This window comes from Bacillus cereus group sp. MG4 (assembly GCF_040460055.1).
Classification (GTDB): domain Bacteria; phylum Bacillota; class Bacilli; order Bacillales; family Bacillaceae_G; genus Bacillus_A; species Bacillus_A wiedmannii.
In genome coordinates, this window is sequence record NZ_JARVGZ010000001.1 from 1,897,675 (window position 1) to 1,915,103 (window position 17,429).

Consider the following 17,429-nt stretch of genomic DNA (forward strand, 5'->3'; position numbering starts at 1 on the left):
CCTATCGGGAGTTGCTGTACAGTGTAAAGTATTTCCTTTGAAGGGGATTTTATGCATGCGGTTTTCTCTTCATTTTTCATTTTCGTTGTCTCTTCTCATACAACGAAAGAGAATAAGACCAGCCTAAATAACGGCTGGTCTTATTCTTTACACCATTTTATTAAATTCTTTTCGTAATCTTTTTATGATTCTTTTTTCTAAACGCGAAATGTATGACTGTGAAATCCCAAGCATATCCGCCACATCTTTTTGCGTCTTTTCCTCTTCTCCAGCAAGCCCAAACCGAAGTTCCATAATTTGTTTTTCACGATCATTTAATTGATGCAATGCTTTCATTAGAAGATGACGATCTACAGTAGCTTCTAAATCTTTTGTAATAATATCATCATCTGTACCTAATACATCTGATAACAAAAGTTCATTCCCATCCCAATCAATGTTAAGCGGTTCGTCAAAAGAAACTTCTGAACGATTTTTATTATTCCGACGCAAATGCATTAAAATTTCATTTTCTATACAACGTGAGGCATATGTCGCTAATTTTATTTTCTTTTCCGGATTAAATGTATTCACTGCTTTAATAAGGCCGATTGTTCCTATACTAATCAAATCTTCAATATTTATCCCTGTATTTTCAAACTTTCTGGCTATATATACAACTAAGCGTAAGTTGCGTTCAATCAGTAACGATCTTGCTGCCTGATCTCCTTTTGGCAATTTATTCAAAAGAACTTCCTCTTCTTCTTTCGTTAACGGTGGTGGCAACGCTTCACTTCCACCGATATAATAAATTTCATCGGTCTTAATTCCTAATTTCAACAATACTTTATACCAAAGGTATACTAAATAAAATTTTAATTTCATCATATTATCCCGCCTCCCATTATTAAGCAATTACCATTTTTTGCGAAATTAACATTTTCGGATGCACAATACATTGATACTCTCCATTGGTTGACAACTGTTGTGTATTTAATCCAATCAATACTTTGCTGACTACAATAGAACTACCTTCATGATAAATTTGCACACTGTCTGGCTTAATTGCCCATAAAAATTGATTCTCTACTCCTACTGCTCTGAAAGGAATTAAGCGTAATTTTGTCGCCCAGCCAGAATCATTTTCTGGTATTTGAGGAATCTCTGTTTTGGAATAAATTTGTTCTGTTAACCAAGCTGGCAAGCAATGCTCTAATGATGAAATATGCATAATCATAACGGGTGTTTTTGTTAACGGGTCGTAAAGTTGGTTCCCACTATCAATTAAACCTGCGAGTTCTAGTTCCTCTTCAGCTAATTGAATTTTCAATTTCACAATTTGGTCATAGTGTATTTTTGTAACCTCTACGCTTTCAATACGCTTTTTAGAAAAATAATAAATTACTGGAAAACCAAAAACAACAAACAACCAGCTAATTGGATCACCGTAAGAAATTGATTGAGATTGAACCAATCCATTTACCATTTCATTCGTTTGCAAAAAGAAATGAGTCCCAATTAACCCTCCGCCAACCATAAAGGTTACAAAGTAAAAAGTAAAAACAGTTTGTGCATAGTTTCTAAACGTTGTAAACCCAAATGCTGTATACACAATAAGTAACGAGTACAGTAGTTTCATAATTGGATGTGTCATCATAGAAGCAAAAGGAGTAAAGGCAAAAATAACAATGGTTGAACCTATAAATGCCCCTAACACAAGCCTCCATCTTTTGATCTTCTTTTTTAACACGGTTGCTGTTAATAAAAGTAAAAGAAAATCAATGCAGGCGTTTAACAACCAAACAACGTCGGCGTAAACAACCAAACAATTCACCTCTTTTTTTAAGTTGAGACTAGTATAATGCATATCCAATAGGAAAGTGTGTCAATTTGCGGAGGTGTTTTTTTGTTATTTTGTGCTTTCTAGACAAAATCTGTCGGTAAAAAATAAAAGTATATGTTTCATAGAATACTATATCTTTTTACTTATATATTAAGTAGAACTTTAATCACCCCGCACGAATCAGGCTGCCCAGCAAATAGCGGGATAAATCGAAATATATAAAATAAAAAAAAGACCTGCTTAGCAGATCTTTTCCCTGTATAAAACAAAAAAGGAGCATAAAAACTCCTTTTCTTTTATCGTCTACGACGGTTACGTAAGAATGCTGGAATATCGATGTCATCTGAATCTGTATGACGCTCATGCACAACCGGCTCTTCACGTTTCATTTCACGCTTAACTTCACGTTGTTTTGAAGGTTGAGCTACTTGCTGTTGCTGTTGTTGCGTGTGATTCGCAGTCGGACGGATAATTGGTTTTGGTGGCTGCGTCGAAGCACTATCATCAAAACCAGTTGCAATTACAGTTACAACGATATCATCTTTTAATCCTTCATTAATAACAGAACCGAAGATCATATTTACTTCTGGATCTGAAGCTGAAGCTACAATGTCTGCCGCTTCTTGTACTTCATATAAGCTTAAGTTAGCTCCACCCGTAATGTTCATGATAACACCTTGAGCTCCATCAATAGATGTTTCTAATAATGGACTAGAAATCGCTTTTTTCGCAGCTTCAGCAGCACGATTTTCTCCATTACCAGAACCAATACCCATTAAAGCAGAACCTCTATTAGACATAATTGTCTTTACGTCTGCGAAGTCTAAGTTAATTAAACCTGGTGTTGCAATTAAATCAGAAATACCTTGAACACCTTGACGTAATACGTTATCTGCTTCACGGAATGCTTCTAACATCGGCGTATTTTTATCAACAATCTCTAATAAGCGATCGTTTGGAATTACAATAAGCGTATCTACATTTTCTTTAAATGCCGCAATACCAGATGCTGCTTGCGTTGCACGTTTACGTCCTTCAAATGTAAATGGACGTGTCACAACACCAACTGTTAATGCACCTAATTCTTTTGCAACTTGAGCAACAACTGGAGCTGCACCAGTTCCAGTTCCGCCGCCCATACCCGCAGTTACGAAGACCATATCCGCACCACGAAGTGCTTCTTGGATCTGTTCTTTACTTTCTTCTGCAGCTTTTTTCCCTACTTCAGGGTTTGCACCTGCACCAAGTCCACGTGTTAATTTCCCACCAATTTGCATTTTTGTTTCAGCTTTTGATAGATTTAATGCTTGTGCATCAGTATTCACAGCGATAAAGTCTACACCTTGTACACCGTGTTCAATCATACGGTTTACAGCATTGTTTCCGCCACCGCCGACACCGATAACTTTTATATTCGCTAATTGATCTTGAGTAGTATCAAACTCTAACATGTCGAAATCCCCCTAGAACCTCATTTTTCGTGTCCAATTTTAATCCCATAAATAACGGAATACACGTTTTACTTTTGACATCATACGTTCATCATTTTGATTATTATTGTTTTGATTACGAGTTTTTTGTTTCGCAGGTTGCTGTTGTACCGGCGTTGGTGCTGGTGCTGGTACTGGTTCAAAATGTTCTTGCTTTTCCTGCACATTTTTCCCACGTAATTTAGCTTTTTGATAAGAATGTTTAATTAATCCTACTCCACTTGTATATTGGGGCTCACGCACACCAATATAATCAGGAGTCGCTATACGAACATTTTCATGTAAAATATCATATGCAAGATCAAGAACACCCGGCATAGAAGCAATTCCACCAGTTAGTACATAGCCAGAAGCTACTTGCTTTACTCCTAACTTACGCACTTCATCTTGAACAAACATTAAAATTTCCTCTACACGAGCCTCTATTATATCCGATAATTCCAACTGAGAATATTGTTCTGTTTGATCGCTTCCCATAATAGGAACCGTAAACATCTCTTCTTCAGATGCTGTATCATAAAAAGCATGTCCATATTTCAACTTTATTTGATCTGCATTGTCTGTTGAAGTTTTCAACCCAATCGCAATATCCTTCGTTATATGGTCTCCACCTAACGGTAATACGCTCGTCGCTTGTAACTCTCCATCTTTAAAAATAGATAAAGTTGTAGATCCTCCCCCCATATCAACAAGGGCTACTCCTCTATGTTTCTCATCTGAAGATATAGCAACTGTTGCAGCCGCTAAAGGTTGAAGACAAATATCAACTATTTCAAGACCTGCTTTTTCTACACAACGAAGTAGGTTATGTAGTAAAGTTCTCGAGCCTGTTATAAGTGTACCTTCCATTTCTAATCTTACACCGATCATCCCGCGTGGATCGTTAATCTCGTCAAGACCGTCTACGATGAACTGTCGAGGTACCACATCAATAAACTCACGCTCTGGAGCAATTGACACAACTTGTGCTGCATCTAGAACGCGTAAGACATCTTCATTCCCGATTTCACGATCTTCATTTGAAACAGCCACTACTCCGTGACAAGGAAGTAGCTGTACCTGGTTTGCATTGACACCTACTACAACTTGCTCAATGTGGATTCCCACCATGCGCTCAGCTTGTTCAATTGCTTTTTTAATTGATCGAACAGTCTCATCTATATCAACTATCGACCCCTTCTTTAAACCATTCGATTTTACATTTCCAACACCAATAATGTTTAAGCTGTCATTAACCATTTCACCAATGATGACTTTAACATTGGATGTACCGATGTCAAGACTAACATATATTTCATTGCTGTTCATTCTTTGGCACCTCCTTCTTTATTTATACCATACAACTCAATATATGGAACAACAATCGCAACTTTACTATTTATAAGAAAAATATTCAACGTCTTTATACGTTTCCCTTTTTTAACCCTATATTTTTCTTATTTTTATTTAACATTCATTTAAGAATATCGCAGTAAACTGTGAATAACTGCTTATCTTGAAATAATTCTATTTCAAGTGTAAAGATTACCGCCAAGTATAAGTCTACACTAAGATGTACTCATAGAAAAGTGAAACTTGTACCAATCCTAGTATGAATCTAAGAATTTTTACATCTTTTTCATCAAATGAACCATTCTTGTAAATTCAGATGTATTCAATAGAACGTTCGTTTCGTTTTTTCTACAGGAACGTAGTAAAAACTATCGTTCTATTCTTTTTTTTCTTCCGCTCCTAATTCTTTCGTATATGCCCCTACTTCTAAATCAATTAATACCTTTTTACCCGGTTCAATTGTTTTTAAGATAAGCGGATAGGCTTCCATACGCTTTGCGAAATTTTGAATCGTAGTGCTCACTTCGTACCCTTCGTTCATATATAAAGTAAGGTGATCTTCATTCGCATTCGTCGGTGAATAACGAATTTCAGAAATAGACCTTAAAATAGTTGGTGTTAATTTTTCAAGCTCAGCAATTAACTCCTTCATTTTTTCCTCTTTAAAAGGTTCAAAAATTGGTGCTGCAACAGGAAGTTTTCCGTTCGGAAGTACATCAAGTGTTTTCCCGTTCTCTAGTAACGGTTGTAATTTCCCATCTTTGTTTATATAACCAATCGTTAAATATTCTTCAATATGAACATCAATTTTATTTGGAAAACGTTTTTTTACATTTACTGCTTTAATTTCTTTTCGTTTCGTTAGGTTTTCTTCTGCTTTATGTGCTGTCACTCGGAAATAACTTGTATCATACGTCACACCTGATTCCTTCATCACTTGTTCATCTGTCATATAATGATTTCCAAACACACTTATCTTTTTGATATTGCTTAGCGGAGACCGAAAATAAATTAAAAAGAGCACTAATAAAAATAAAATTGATATGTATAAAATCAACCGATGATTAACATTTTTCTTGTTTTTCTTCTGTTGATTTTTTAACTTCGGTACACGATCCTGTAGTTTAATCACTTTACTATTTTTCATGTACGATCCCCCTACGTAACATAAAAAACGGCATGTTCCTCATGCCGTTCTTATCTTCTTATTATAACATAAATGATAATGAGCGGAACGAATAACCGTTATCTTCCAATGATTTCTACTTCTGTATGCATTTCTACACCAAATTTATCCTTGATTGTTTGTTTTATTAATGCAATTAAAGATAAGACATCTTGCGCACTGGCTCCCCCAGTGTTGATAATAAAATTCCCATGCATTTCAGAAATTTGAGCTCCGCCTATTTGATAACCACGAAGCCCCGCCTTTTCTATTAAGTCTCCTGCAAAGTATGGGATTGGATTCCGAAATATGCTTCCTGCACAAGGATGATTCCACGGCTGTGTTTCACGACGGTAGTCTTTATTCTTTTGCATGACGCTTACGATTCCCTCACGCTCTCCTACCTGCAATTGAAACTCAGCTTCCAAAACAATACCAGGACGTTTCGTTTGCAATACAGAAGTACGATAGGAAAACTCCATTTCTTCATGTGTTAACCAATCAATTGTTCCGTTTTCAAACAAAATAAGAGCTTTTGATAATATGTTTGATATATCCGATTTATGTGCTCCAGCATTCATATACACTGCACCACCAACACTTCCTGGAATACCACTGGCAAATTCCAGGCCGGATAACCCTTGACGACTAAGTAAAGTTGATAATTTAATAAGGGGATACCCACCACCAACTCTTACTCTATGTTTTTCGACTTCTAAGTGCTCTAATCCTTCTCCTAAACGAATAACGGCACCTTCTATACCTAGATCAGATACAAGAAGGTTCGAACCTCGACCAATTACAGTCCACTTTGTTTTATATTTTTTTACTAACTGCAACGTTTTTTCAATACTGGCAACATGCTTTGGCACAATTAAAATATCAGCTGGTCCACCTATTTTCATAGTGGTATAACGCGCTAACGCTTCATTCACTAACACGCGACCAACATTTGCTTCTATAAGCTCATTTACTAATTGCTCCATAAACAATCTCCCCCATACTAAGTATCCTTATTACAGTAGTATGCAGGGCGTTCACCTAACGTTATTTTTTTACAAGCTTATTCATTACTTCATACAGCTTATTTGCTGCATCTGGAATACCTAATTGCCCCGCAGCCAGCTTCATATTTTGTAATGTTTGTGCATCTAATAAAATCTCATCAATATCACGAATAAGCGTTTCTGCTGTTAAATCTTTTTCAAGCAACATTTTTGCTGCCCCTTTATCTACAACGGAACGTGCATTCTTTTCCTGATGGTTATTTGTTACGTAAGGACTAGGTATTAACACACTTGGCTTACCTAACGCGGTTAATTCTGCAAGTGTTGTTGCCCCCGCTCTTGAAACAACAAGATCTACACCTGTAAGTACCTCTGGCATATTATGAATGAAAGGTTTAATAATAACATTATTCGGATTCCCTTTTTGCTTCACTGCTTCCATCACTTTGTCATAATGAACTTCACCTGTTACATACAATATTTCGTAACTTTTATTGCCAAACTGTTCAATTGCCTCTACGAAAGCATCGTTAATCGGTCTAGCCCCACGACTTCCACCAAAAATAAGTACCGATTTTTTAGGAAGAGATAAACCTACTGAACGTTTTCCTTTCATTCCATTCTGATCCATTACTTCTGATGCTCTTGGATTTCCTGTCATCACCACTTTTGACTGTGGAAAATGTTCCGCAGCCGCTTCAAAACAAACCGCAACTTTATCAACATAGCGGCTTAAAAATTTATTCGTTACACCAGGTACACTATTTTGTTCATGTACAATGGTTGGAATACCTAATTTTGCTGCAGCATATACAACTGGCCCACATACATATCCACCCGTTCCAATCACAATATCCGGATTAAAACGACGAATATATCGTTTACTATCTTGTACACCCTTTAGGAAACGCATCACCGTTTTCACGTTATCTAACGATATTTTACGCTTAAATCCACTTATAACAATAGATTGAAACGGTATGCCTGCTTTTGGAACGATTGTGCTCTCTAATCCACTCTCCGTACCAATATATAAAAACCTTGCTTCCGGATTTAATTTTTTTATTTCTCTTATTAGAGCAAGAGCCGGATAAATATGACCTCCAGTGCCCCCACCACTTACTAATACACGCACTACTAACTCCTCCGCTTCTCTTTTCTTATTTCAGTCGTATTTATTTTCTATATACATCATGTTTCTTCGCGCACATACGAAAAACCCTGTCTTATAAAACAGGGTTTAGTAGCGAGAATGGCGACTTATATTTAATAATACACCTACTGCCATTAACATTAATGTCAAACTTGATCCACCATAACTTAAAAACGGCAAAGTAATACCTGTTACAGGCATCAATCCTGTTACAACACCAACATTAATCATTACTTGAATCGCAATCATCGCCACAATACCTACTGCTAAAAACGTACCATATAAATCTGGCGCTCCTAAAGCTATACGAATCCCACGCCATAATAATAGACTAAATAATAATAACACAAATGAACCACCAATAAAACCTAATTCCTCGGATAAGATTGCAAATATAAAGTCTGTTTGCGGTTCAGGTAAATAAAGAAACTTTTGTCTACTTTGTCCAAGTCCAAGCCCGAATAATCCACCAGGTCCAATTGCGAGTAACGATTGAATAATTTGAAATCCACTTCCAAGCGGATCTGACCACGGATCTAAATATGATGTAATACGTTTCATTCGATACGGTGCTGATGCAATTAGCCCTACAAATCCTGCTACACCAAGCAAACCAAACATTGCAAAGTGAAAGACCCTTGCTCCCGAGATAAATATCATAATAATACATGTCCCAACCATTACCGTTCCTGTGCCAAGATCTGGCTGTAACATAATCATCCCAAAAGCAAGAAATACAAAACTAAGAGCTGGTAGTAAACCACGTTTAAAAGAGGTAATTAATTTTTGTCGTTCCGCTAAAAATTTTGCTAAAAAAATAATCATCGCAAACTTCATAAATTCTGACGGTTGAATGGAAAATGCCCCGATTCCAATCCAACTTCGCGCTCCTCCTCGAACAAGTCCTACCCCAGGAACAAGAACAAGAATAAGAAGAATGAAGCAAACTAGCAAAATTACTTTTGAATACGTACGCCACACCCAATAATCAATTTTCATAATTAAAAACATTGCCACTACACCAATACTTGCAAATAGCAATTGCCTTTTTGCAAAAAAGAATGAGTCCCCCATTTTATAAGAGGCCCAAACCGCACTCGCACTATACACCATAACCATTCCGATTGTTAACAACGCAAGTGTAACGATGATGAGAATAAAATCAGGCGTTTTCTTCATTACCCATAAACACCACCTCTTTAGGCAGAAACTTTTGCCCTATGTAACAAAACATCAGTAGGTGTTAGCCTACTGATGTTTTGATTTACTTTATATAAGTTTATGCACAGCTTGTATAAAAATGTCTCCTCTTTCTTCAAATGTTTTAAATTGATCCCAGCTTGCACATGCTGGAGAAAGAAGAATTACATCGCCATCTGTAGAATGAGCATAAGCTTTCACTACCGCTTCATCTAAAGTATCGACACTTTCAATTGTATCTAATCCCGCTTTTTCTGCAGCTCTTACTAATTTTGGAGCTGTTTGTCCAAATGTCACAATTGCTTTTACATTTTTGAAATACGGAATTAAATCATCGAATTCATTTCCACGATCAAGCCCACCTGCTAATAACACAATCGGTTGTGTAAACGCAGATAAAGCTTTCTCAGTCGCTAACATATTCGTTGCTTTTGAATCATTATAAACCTTACGATTGTTAATAGTTGTTACATATTCTAAACGATGTTTTACACCTGTAAAACGTTTTAATACCGCCGTAATCGCTTCATTAGAAACACCTAATAATTTTGCGATACTCATCGCTGCTAAAATATTTTCTAAATTATGTTGACCAGGTAAAACGATATCGCCTACTTCAACAACTTTTTCACCTTTAAAACAAAGAGCATTCTCTTTTATACACGCACCATCTTCAATTTCTTTCGTTGTCGAGAATAGTACTTTTTGCCCTTTACTATAAGCAGATAAAGCCATCACATCTGCATCATCTGCATTTATTACACTATAATCATTTTCTGTTTGGTTTTTAAAAATATTTGCTTTTGCTAAACCATATTCCTTCTTTGTCCCGTGATAATCTAAGTGGGCCTCAAATAAATTTAAAAACGCAGCAATTTTAGGTTGGAACAATTCTACTCCCATCAGTTGGAACGATGAAAGTTCTGTAACTACAACTTCATTTTCTTTTGCATCCTGTGCTACTTCACACGCTACAGTTCCTATGTTCCCTGCAATTACAGGATGCTTTTGTCCTTCTTTTAGCATTTCAAATGCAAGCATTGTCGTCGTCGTTTTACCGTTAGACCCCGTAATCCCAACAAATGGCGCTTCTGAAATACGATATGCTAATTCAACTTCCGTAACAATTGGAATTTGCTTCTCTTTCGCAGCAACTAATATTGGATTAGAATACGGGATTCCTGGATTTTTTACTACAAGAGAAATATTTCTCTCTAACAATTCTAAAGGATGACCACCGCATACAACGTCCATTCCTTTTGCTTGTAATTCTGCAGCAAGTACATTATCCGCTAAAGGCTTTCCGTCATTTACAATTACATTTGCCCCTAATTTTTGTAACAGCGTAGCTGCTGCATAACCACTTTTTGCAATGCCTAATACAAGAATATTTTTATTTTGAAATTCAGTTACAGTTTTCAATTACATCCACACCCCGATATAAATTCCTAACACAGCTAATAAAAATCCTACAGACCAAAATGTCACAACAACACGCCACTCTGACCAACCACATAATTCATAATGATGGTGTAATGGACTCATTTTAAAGACACGTTTTCCTGTTGTTTTAAAAGAAATGACCTGAATAATAACAGATAAAGTTTCCATTACGAATACTCCACCAATGATTACAAGTAGTAATTCTTGTTTTAATAAAATCGCTACAGCTGCAATGGCTCCACCTAAAGCTAAGGAACCTGTATCTCCCATAAACACTTTCGCTGGATTTGCATTGAATACTAAAAATCCAAGTACAGCTCCTACAACTGCCATACAGAATATCGCTACTCCAAATTGCTCTTGCGCTACTGCAATAATACTAAAAGCTCCAAATGCAATAGCAGCTGTTCCTGATAATAAACCATCTAAACCGTCAGTTAAGTTAACTGCATTTGATCCACCAATAAGCATAAATAATACAAGTACAAAATACGCCCAACCTAGTTCAAACTTAACATCTGTTCCCGGAATCATGATGTATGTGTGGAACGCTTGCCCTTTTCCAATTAAAAAGAACGCAATAGCAATAACAAGCTGACCTACTAATTTTTGTTTTGATGTTAAACCAAGATTTCTCTTCTTAACTACCTTTATGTAGTCATCTAAAAATCCAATTAATCCGTAGCCAAATGTCACTAATAATAATAACGAAACCTCTGCACCTAAATGATTAAACTTAATCGCCATAATAAGTGAAGTTACCATCATAGATACATATATGACAATACCACCCATTGTAGGTGTCCCTGATTTTTTTTGATGTGACTTTGGTCCCTCATCACGAATACTCTGTCCGAACTTTAATTTCCTTAAAAATGGAATAAACAATGGCGAAAGGGCAACAGAAATTAAGAATGCTACCCCAGCCGTTACTAATAAACCTTGCTCAAGCACATGTAGTCCTCCTCTCACGTTGTTACTCTTCGTTGTTTAAACGCTCTGTAATTGCTTCTTTAGCGACTTCACGATCGTCAAAATGATGAACGTCTTTACCAATAATTTGATACGTTTCATGACCCTTACCAGCAATAATGATGATATCTTCAGCTTTCGCGTTAGCAATTGCATGGTATATCGCTTCTTTTCTATCAATAATTACTTCATAATTATTCCCATTTGCACCCTGCACCATATCATCTAAAATAGCCCCTGGCTCTTCACTTCTTGGATTATCTGAAGTGTAAATTGCATGAGTTGCATATTTTGTTGCAACACTTGCCATGATTGGTCTCTTTGTTCGATCTCTATCTCCACCACAACCGACGATGCAATATACATCGCCTTTTGCAAACTGTTTTGCTGTTTTTAATACATTCTCTAAGCTATCTGGTGTATGTGCATAATCAACAATAACTGTATAATTTTGTCCACCATCAACTACTTCAAAACGTCCTGGAACTCCAGCTAGTTGCTTTATTACATCAATAACCGTTTCTAAACTTACACCAGAAACAAGTCCTGCCGCTGTTGCCGCTAGTACGTTATATACATTAAATTTCCCAATCAATTTCATCGTAACATTTACACTTTCATACGGTGTTACAAGCGTAAATGTAGTTCCACCACTCGTCATAACGATATCTTTGGCCATAATATCACTTGTTGTATCAATTCCATACGTTACAACAGTTGCCGCAGTACTTCTCATATATTCCGCAGTTACAGCATCATCGTTATTCAGTACTGCGTACTTTTCACGATCATGGTTATAACTATTGCCAAGTTGTGCAAATAGCAACCCTTTTGCATGTTTATATTCTTCCATCGTTTTATGATAGTCTAAATGATCTTGTGTTAAATTTGTAAACACTGCTACATCGTAATCACATCCGTGTACACGACCAAGATCTAAAGCATGTGACGAAACTTCCATTACTGTACTATCTACACCGTGCTCAACCATTTTTAAAAACGTCTGTTGAAGTGTTAGTGCATCTGGTGTTGTATTTTTCACCTCAAATGTTTCATCACCGATTTTCATATTAATCGTTCCAATTAGCCCCGTTTTATGACCATGTGCGCGCATAATCTCATCCATAATATGCGATGTTGTTGTCTTTCCATTTGTACCTGTAATTCCGATTAAATGTAACTTGTGTGTTGGTTGACCATAAAAATAATCAGCTAAAACCGCTAACGAACGAAAAGTGTTTTTCACAAGTACAACTGGAACGTCAACATCAATTGGTCTTTCCGCAACAATAGCAGCCGCTCCTTGTGCCGCTGCTTGCTTAGCAAAATCATGGCTATCAACCGTATATCCTTTCATACATACAAATAAGCTTCCCTCTTTCACTTTACGTGAATCAGCTTCTATAGATGTGATTTCTGGATTTTCTTTTGGAACAACTGGAAAATCATGCAAACATGATAAAAGTGTATGCAACTTCATTTCACTAAACCCTCTCTACATTGTGTATTTATCTCTTTTTTAATAAGCGACACGTTACCTCCTAAATATGTAAAATAGGAGGTAAGTGCTACTGTGTCTAATAAATAGACTTATTTATAATTGGGGCTCTTACAGCCTCAAATTAAGTAACTCTTCTATAAAGAACTCACTTCCACCAATTGTACCATAAAACGTACTAGGTTACCTTTAATTCCCGAAGTAAATTCTAATTTTTGAGCCTTCTTTCACTTTAGCTCCTGCTTCTGGGGATTGTTTAATTACTTTCTCTCCGTCTCCACTTATATCAAGCTTCAAATCGACGAGTTGTGTCTGTAAGTCTTTCTTTTTCATACCAATTAAATTCGGAACTTCCACAGTTGGTGTATCGCCCCATTTATATTCTCTCTCAACTTGTTCTTTTCTCGGTTTCACTCCCATAACAGGAAGTGCATCCCGAAGAATATTCCCAACAATTGGAGCTGCTACTACTCCACCAAATTGCGTTACACCTTTCGGATTATCAACAGCAACATAGACAACAATTTCCGGATCATCTGCTGGAGCAAAACCGATAAAAGATACTATATAATTATTCTCTAAATATTTACCATCTTTCACCTTTTGAGCCGTACCTGTTTTTCCACCTACACGATACCCATCAATGAAAGCACCTTTACCAGATCCCTTTGCTACAACATTCTCTAATGCATACCGAACTTTTTCTGAAGTTTCCTTGGAAATAACTTTTCTTTTTTCCACAGGTGTCTTTTTACTTACAACTTGATTATTTTTCGGATCAATAAATTCCTTAGCTATATACGGTTGATACAATGTCCCACCATTTACAGCCGCTGCTACTGCTGCTACTTGTTGAATTGGTGTTACAGAAACTCCTTGACCAAATGAAGTAGTTGCTTGCTCGACTGGACCGACTTTATCTAAATTAAATAAAATCCCACTACCTTCACCTTGCAAATCAATTCCAGTTTTCTGTCCAAAGCCGAAATTACGAATGTATTTAAACAATCGGTCTTTACCAAGACGATCACCAAGTTCAATAAATCCTGGGTTACATGAGTTTTGAACTACTTCTAAAAACGTTTGGCTACCATGGCCTCCCGCTTTCCAGCATTTCAATCTAGCTCCACCCACTTCAGCTGCTCCATCATCATAAAACGTATCTTTCTCTAAGTCTACTAAATTTTCATTCAAGGCTGCTGCTAACGTAATGATCTTAAATGTTGAACCAGGCTCATACGTACTCCATACTGGTAAATTTCTATTATACACTTCTGGAGAAACACTTTGAAAATCTGCTGGATCAAAGCTCGGTCGACTCGACATACCTAAAATTTCACCATTTTTCGGATTCATTGCAATCGCAATCATACCATCTGGATTATATGTCGACTCTGCAATATTCATTTCTCTTTCCATAATTCTATTAATACGTGCATCAATTGTTAAACCTAAATTCAAACCAGCTTCTGGTTTTTTGAAATCATCGCCAACATTAGGCATCCTTTGGCCTTTTGCATCTGCAAAAAAACGCACATGACCTTCATCACCATTTAACTCTTTATCATAATATTTTTCCAGTCCCATAAGACCTTGGTTATCACTACCTGCAAACCCTAATACGTGTGATAAAAAGTTGCCAAATGGATAGTACCGGATAGAGTCCTCTGCGATATAAACACCTTTCAAGCTTAATCCTCGTACCTCTTTCGCTTTATCATGTGATATTTTTCTTCCACCTTTATCTAACCTTACAATCGATTCTTTTTTTGTAATTCGCTTATAAACCTCATCTTTTTCCACACCTAATACTGCAGCTAACTTCTCTGCAGTCTCTGCTGGTTTTTCAATTTGCCTCGGTACAACAAAGACAGTTGGGGCACTTTTATTCGTAGCAAGTTCCACACCATTCCGGTCTAAAATCTTCCCACGTTCAGGTTCAAAAGTAATATTACGACTCCATGAATCTTTCGCACGATCCGTTAACATATTGCCAAGAAAAAATTGCACATATCCAAGACGAATATCGATGATAGTGAAAATAAGTATACCTGATATGAGTATAAAAATAAGTCTTTTTCTAACTGTTACATTTGATACACGCATATTGGAACAAGCCTCCCTTACGCCTAGCTTGTTCCAATATATGCTTGTACTTATTTAATTAGAACTTCTTCTCTTTACCATTACTATTTTTCTGCTTCTTGTTGTGGTTCAAGTGGCGGTACAAGTGTTACACCTAACTCTGTACCAGGTTGTAACAATGTTCCTTCTGCCACACTTTGTTCAGTTACATATCCGGTACCAGTAGGTTTTAGGTTAAGCTTTAATGTTTTCGCTAAATTCATAACATCACGCAGTGCCCAGCCTTGTATATTTGGCATTGTAGGTTTATCTCCTACTAAGAAGACTCGGTCACCTTTTAATGTTTGCTCAGTTGCTTTTGGCACTTGCTGCTGCACTTTCCCTTCACCTAATACGATCGGACGAAGTTTTGCTTTATCGATTGCTTTTTTCGCTTCTTCCATCGTTTTCCCTGTTACATCCGGAACGACAGTTTGTTGTTCTTTCACATATTTTTTCGGGTCTTTTATTTCATTTGGCTTAATCTTTAAATACTCTAAACTATTTTTAGTTACATATTTAAAAATATCAGCTAAAGGCTGTGCGCCATTCTCATCATCTTTCAATTTCGGCTGTTTTACAGCTACATACACAACAAGTTGTGGATCGTCCATAGGTGCCATCCCTAAGAATGAGAATATATAATTCTCTCTTCCCGTCATATAGCCACCTTTTCCATCCGGAATTTGCGCTGTCCCTGTTTTACCACCAACTGAATACCCATCAACTTTATAAGCAGTTCCTGTTCCTTTCGGCGATGTAACAACACGTTCTAATAACTGTCTTACTTGCGCTGCTGTTTCTTTCGTAACAGGTTTTCCCACTTCCTCTGGCTTATGTTCTAATTTTACTTCGCCTGTTATTGGATCTACAATTTTATCAATTGTATAAGGCTTCATCATTTTCCCATCATTTGCAATAGCAGTTGCAGCTTGCACAAGCTGAATTGGCGTTACAGTAGAACCTTGTCCAAAAGCTGTTGTTACTTGCTGTATTTGTTGATCAAATACAATTGCATTTGAACCTTCACCAGGTAAATCAATATTCGTTTTTTCATCTAATCCAAAACTATGAATATACTTTCGGAAACGTTCGGGACCAAGTTTTTGATCCCCTAAAATTGCAAACGCTACGTTGGAAGAACGCTCTACCCCTTCATCAAATGTGATAGATCCCCATCCAGCGCCGCCGTTATGATCTTTTATTTTTCGGTTCCCGACTTGATATGTACCAGACTGATAATAATCTTGTCCTTTATACACACCTTCATTAATAGCTGCTGCTAACGTGAAAATTTTCATTGTTGATCCAGGTTCAAATGCATTTGCAATTGCATCATTGAAGAAATATTTAATTTGACGATCATTTGGATCATAACTAGGTTTACTAGACATCGCTAATATTTTCCCTGTTTTTGGATCCGCAACAATCCCTATTAAACTTTCTGGGTCGTAATGCTTACTTGCAGCTTTCATCGCATCTTCTAAATAACTTTGAATACGTTGATCTATCGTTAAATACGCGTTATCTCCGTTTTTAGGTGCCTCTACGTTCACTTTTCCACCGTCAAGAGACACTCCTTTACGATCGCCTGTATAAGCTACTTTGCCGTTAGAAGCACTTAAATATTTTTCTAAACTTTTTTCTAAACCAAATTGCCCTACCGAAGTCCCCTCTTCATTCGGTTTAGCATGACCTATAACGTAAGATGCAAAATCACCGTTCGGATACACTCTTGCATTTTCAGTAATAAAAGATATGCCTGGCAATTTCAATGCTTCTATTTGTTCCTTCTGTTCTTTCGTCAAATCTTTACCTAGTGTTCCAAATTCGACTTGACTTTTATCTTTTTTATTTAACGTGGCTAAAATCTTCTCTTCATCTTTTCCGAGTACTCCCGCAATTTTCTTTGCAGTATCCTCTTTATTTTCAACATAATTCGCACCTTTTAATTCCGCTACAAGTTTATAAGAGTTTGCATCTTGCGCTAGTACATGACCGTTTTGATCATAAATCGTCCCGCGATTTGCTTCTAGAACTCCTTTTTTACTATGTTTTTGCTGAGCAAGTTTATCCAAATCTTGATTATGAACAGTTCCTGTTGCTTGTATGTAAAAAAATCGGGCTAACAATAGCAAAAAGAGCAGGAGGAATAAAATCATAAAATACCCTGCTCCCTTATTGGTATGAAATTTAGTCATATTTCTCTTCATTTTCCCTTCA

The 17,429-nt window shown here is 36.7% G+C and carries 13 protein-coding genes; all 13 read right to left on the reverse strand.

Annotation, left to right across the window (positions count from 1 at the left end; genetic code table 11):
* Positions 1 to 147 precede the first annotated feature (147 nt).
* The 13 genes from sigE to QCI41_RS09930 all read right to left on the reverse strand — a co-directional run bounded on the left by sigE (position 148) and on the right by QCI41_RS09930 (position 17,419).
* Complete coding sequence (gene sigE / locus QCI41_RS09870; protein WP_000976947.1) at positions 148 to 867, reverse strand: RNA polymerase sporulation sigma factor SigE; 720 nt, start codon at positions 865 to 867, stop codon at positions 148 to 150.
* Between the two features lie 19 nt (positions 868 to 886).
* Positions 887 to 1,804, reverse strand: a complete 918-nt coding sequence (spoIIGA, locus tag QCI41_RS09875; protein ID WP_000261976.1) for a sigma-E processing peptidase SpoIIGA — start codon at positions 1,802 to 1,804, stop codon at positions 887 to 889.
* Positions 1,805 to 2,118: 314 nt separating this feature from the next.
* Complete coding sequence (gene ftsZ / locus QCI41_RS09880) at positions 2,119 to 3,273, reverse strand: cell division protein FtsZ (protein WP_000888983.1); 1,155 nt, start codon at positions 3,271 to 3,273, stop codon at positions 2,119 to 2,121.
* A gap of 39 nt (positions 3,274 to 3,312) precedes the next feature.
* Positions 3,313 to 4,620 carry a cell division protein FtsA gene (gene ftsA / locus QCI41_RS09885; RefSeq protein WP_001087543.1) on the reverse strand — a complete coding sequence of 436 codons (1,308 nt, stop codon included), beginning with the start codon at positions 4,618 to 4,620 and terminating at the stop codon, positions 3,313 to 3,315.
* A gap of 400 nt (positions 4,621 to 5,020) precedes the next feature.
* The gene (divIB, locus tag QCI41_RS09890) at positions 5,021 to 5,791 is read right to left on the reverse strand and encodes a cell division protein DivIB (RefSeq protein ID WP_000798232.1); all 771 of its coding nucleotides are present in this window, start codon (positions 5,789 to 5,791) and stop codon (positions 5,021 to 5,023) included.
* A gap of 98 nt (positions 5,792 to 5,889) precedes the next feature.
* The gene (gene murB, locus QCI41_RS09895) at positions 5,890 to 6,795 is read right to left on the reverse strand and encodes a UDP-N-acetylmuramate dehydrogenase (protein ID WP_353837545.1); all 906 of its coding nucleotides are present in this window, start codon (positions 6,793 to 6,795) and stop codon (positions 5,890 to 5,892) included.
* A 61-nt stretch (positions 6,796 to 6,856) separates the two neighbouring features.
* Positions 6,857 to 7,951 (reverse strand): undecaprenyldiphospho-muramoylpentapeptide beta-N-acetylglucosaminyltransferase, encoded by a 1,095-nt coding sequence (murG, locus tag QCI41_RS09900; RefSeq protein ID WP_001265424.1) that lies wholly within the window; start codon positions 7,949 to 7,951, stop codon positions 6,857 to 6,859.
* 105 nt (positions 7,952 to 8,056) lie between these two features.
* On the reverse strand, positions 8,057 to 9,148 hold the full coding sequence (spoVE, locus tag QCI41_RS09905; protein ID WP_000753517.1) for a stage V sporulation protein E: 1,092 nt from the start codon (positions 9,146 to 9,148) through the stop codon (positions 8,057 to 8,059).
* 90 nt (positions 9,149 to 9,238) lie between these two features.
* Positions 9,239 to 10,591, reverse strand: coding sequence for a UDP-N-acetylmuramoyl-L-alanine--D-glutamate ligase (gene murD, locus QCI41_RS09910; RefSeq protein ID WP_097857831.1), 1,353 nt, complete (start codon positions 10,589 to 10,591; stop codon positions 9,239 to 9,241).
* Positions 10,592 to 11,566, reverse strand: a complete 975-nt coding sequence (mraY, locus tag QCI41_RS09915) for a phospho-N-acetylmuramoyl-pentapeptide-transferase (protein ID WP_000893058.1) — start codon at positions 11,564 to 11,566, stop codon at positions 10,592 to 10,594. It lies immediately after the preceding gene.
* A 22-nt stretch (positions 11,567 to 11,588) separates the two neighbouring features.
* The gene (murE, locus tag QCI41_RS09920; RefSeq protein ID WP_000766286.1) at positions 11,589 to 13,064 is read right to left on the reverse strand and encodes a UDP-N-acetylmuramoyl-L-alanyl-D-glutamate--2,6-diaminopimelate ligase; all 1,476 of its coding nucleotides are present in this window, start codon (positions 13,062 to 13,064) and stop codon (positions 11,589 to 11,591) included.
* A 207-nt stretch (positions 13,065 to 13,271) separates the two neighbouring features.
* Positions 13,272 to 15,188 carry a stage V sporulation protein D gene (locus QCI41_RS09925; protein WP_001266244.1) on the reverse strand — a complete coding sequence of 639 codons (1,917 nt, stop codon included), beginning with the start codon at positions 15,186 to 15,188 and terminating at the stop codon, positions 13,272 to 13,274.
* An 83-nt stretch (positions 15,189 to 15,271) separates the two neighbouring features.
* Complete coding sequence (locus tag QCI41_RS09930) at positions 15,272 to 17,419, reverse strand: penicillin-binding protein (RefSeq protein WP_483299054.1); 2,148 nt, start codon at positions 17,417 to 17,419, stop codon at positions 15,272 to 15,274.
* Between the last annotated feature and the right edge of the window lie 10 nt (positions 17,420 to 17,429).